The organism is Deinococcus sp., from assembly GCF_018260405.1.
Taxonomy (GTDB): Bacteria; Deinococcota; Deinococci; order Deinococcales; family Deinococcaceae; genus Deinococcus.
Window position 1 is genome coordinate 1 of record NZ_JAGLBG010000182.1, and the last position, 2,262, is coordinate 2,262.

At 58.2% G+C, this 2,262-nt stretch carries 3 protein-coding genes and 1 pseudogene; 1 reads left to right on the forward strand and 3 read right to left on the reverse strand.

Translation table 11 applies throughout. The features are described from left to right. Positions 1 to 123: 123 nt before the first annotated feature. Positions 124 to 657 carry an HD domain-containing protein gene (locus QZ269_RS12810; protein WP_291427086.1) on the reverse strand — a complete coding sequence of 178 codons (534 nt, stop codon included), beginning with the start codon at positions 655 to 657 and terminating at the stop codon, positions 124 to 126. Here QZ269_RS12810 and QZ269_RS12815 point away from each other — a divergent pair. Beyond that, entirely contained in the window at positions 656 to 1,027 is a 372-nt protein-coding gene (locus tag QZ269_RS12815; protein ID WP_291427087.1) for a non-heme iron oxygenase ferredoxin subunit, read from the forward strand. The two genes, QZ269_RS12810 and QZ269_RS12815, sit on opposite strands and share 2 nt — an antisense overlap. 156 nt (positions 1,028 to 1,183) lie before the next feature. On the opposite strand, the gene QZ269_RS12820 is transcribed toward QZ269_RS12815, so the two are convergent. Further along, a complete protein-coding gene (locus QZ269_RS12820; protein ID WP_291427088.1) occupies positions 1,184 to 1,687 on the reverse strand; it encodes a hypothetical protein in 504 nt (167 codons plus the stop codon). A 195-nt stretch (positions 1,688 to 1,882) separates the two neighbouring features. Further along, a pseudogene (locus tag QZ269_RS12825) lies at positions 1,883 to 2,107 on the reverse strand (transposase); the annotation flags it as partial. Positions 2,108 to 2,262: the final 155 nt, after the last annotated feature.

A 2,262-nucleotide genomic window follows, 5' to 3' on the forward strand; every position in this document is an offset into this window, starting at 1 on the left:
TCGCTAGGGTAAGCTGCGCGTTCCACCGTTAAAGCCTAAAACATTTCCCATGGTTAGGGCCTCAGACAGCCTCTTATGGGACGCTTGTGTGCTCTGAAGTTGAGTATCAGAAATGAGTCGGCTTTAGGTCATCTGCTGCATGGCAGTGAGCACATTCTGCATATGTTGCTCAAGGTCCACACCCAGTTCGCGTGCCCCCTGCTCGACTTCATCACGGTTGACCCCAGCTGCAAAAGCCCTGTTCTTAAAACGCTTTTTCAGGCTGGAAAGTTCGACTTGCCTAATATCCTTATCCGGGCGTACCAGGGCCGACGCCTGTAGCAGTCCGGTCAATTCATCCACGGCAAACAGCGTCTGTGAGAGTCTGGTGGTTCGCGGCGTACCCGTGTAGGCGGCGTGACCCATAATCGCATCCAGAATTTCGGGGGCCGTGCCGGTGTGTTCGCGTAGGTACTGCACGCCCCAGGCAGGGTGCTTCTCGGGGTGCAGCTCATAGTCGAAGTCGTGCAGCAGCCCCGCCACGGCGTACTGCTCCTCATCTTCGCCGCAGTGCCGGGCGTACCAGCGCATGGCCGCCTCGACATTCAGCATGTGGCGCTGGAGCGATTCGGAGGAGGTGTGCTCGACCATCAGCCGGTAAGCCTGTTTACGGTTCATGCGCCAATTTACGGTGTCCGGCAGCCCCGTGCCTCGGGGTTGGTTTACACTGCCAGGCGTGAGCGAGCGAGTTAAAGTGGGCCCGGTGACCGAACTGCCCGGAGGTTATCAGGGCACAGTAGAAGTGGCCGGAGTCAGTGTGCTGGTGGTGAACTATGAGGGACAGTTCTATGCGCTACGCAACAACTGCACCCACAAGGATTTCCCCCTGCTGGGCGGTGAGGTCAGCAACGGAAGAATTACCTGCGAAAAACATGGGGCGAAATTCGAGTTGGCGACCGGCAAGGCCAAGACCCTGCCCGCCGTCAAGCCCGTCAAGATTTTCGGAACCGAGGTCGAAAACGGCGTGCTGTACGTCTTGCCCCTGTAGCCTTTTTCCGTAAACCCATTCAAAAAAGCGGCAGCCAGTTCCCCCAGTCGTTGAGAGACCAGCCGCCACGCCTGTCTGCGGGCCATTCGTTGGCAGGGTATACGGCCTGCCGATTGAACCGGGCCGCCTTCGGATTCTATCCGGGGGAAAGCCGTACTACAGACTGTCCTTGCAGTTCACGTCACCGTTTTCAACCTGGGCAGCGTCTTTATAAGGCCGCGCAGCAGGAGCCTCGCTGATGTGTGGTGGGGCCATTTTGCTGGGGGGAGTGTATCCCGGATTTTGGTCGGCGTTGCCCAGTAGCGGCCCACCGACCAGGCCAGCTCCGCCTGAGACTCCCAGACCGGCGCTGGGCACCACTGCGTCCAGCACACTGGGGCCGCCGACCACGCCGCTGCCTTCCGAGCCAGCGTATTCCGGGGTCTGAAGCCGCTGCTCCATGGCCTGCGGGTCGCGGGTCGCCAGCTGGTCGAACTGTCCAGTCACCTCCTGTGGATCAGGCACTTTCACAGGCTGGTAGGTGCTCTGGTTCCTGCCTCCCACCCGGTTCTCGGGCGGGGTCGTCAGGTAAATGGTGCTGGGATCGCCTTCCTTGGGGTCAGGCGTCTGAACTCCGGTCACGGCTCCAGTCCGACCAATCAGTTCCTTTTCATTGTTCATAAGACCAGTGTGGGCCGCTGCACGCCAGTCTGCCTTCCAGTTTTCTTGAGAATTAGAGCATTTGGCAAAGGCTCATAGTGGATTCCGGGGAGCTGAGGTGAGCAATAGAGACAGGAGTGAGCCAAGAAGAGACTGACCGCATCGGCGCAGATTGTGCATGGCCTGGAAGAATCCAAGATAGAGCGGTCACCATCGTTGCGAGATTCCCCGGTGTGGGCGCAGCCATGAGCGGAGTAAGCTCCATACACCTTCAATGGTGTTGACATGAACCTCGTTGGTGCCGTCCCCATCGTCGTCGCGAGCATACTCATCGTCACCGTGAATCACGGTGAGGTGTCCATAATCCCACTCCGTCACTCGATTATAGATGGAGCATTCATCGGTGTTGACCAGACTGAAGAACCCTGCACTAAAGTGCAAAGGGTCAGGGTGCGGCTAAAGCCGCCTTCACTCCTCCAAAATAAACGCCGAGTCATCCGAATCATCAAGATTTCGGTGATGCTCTAAGAGGCTGTCTGAGGCCCATATCGTCGGAGTATCCATGCTGCCCTCTTCATCAGGCGCACAATCGCTGG

Coding starts and splice junctions, on each gene's coding strand:
- QZ269_RS12810 (WP_291427086.1), bottom strand. CDS start 657: ATGAACCGTAAACAGGCTTACCGGCTGATGGTCGAGCACACCTCCTCC.
- QZ269_RS12815 (WP_291427087.1), top strand. CDS start 656: ATGCGCCAATTTACGGTGTCCGGCAGCCCCGTGCCTCGGGGTTGGTTT.
- QZ269_RS12820 (WP_291427088.1), bottom strand. CDS start 1,687: ATGAACAATGAAAAGGAACTGATTGGTCGGACTGGAGCCGTGACCGGA.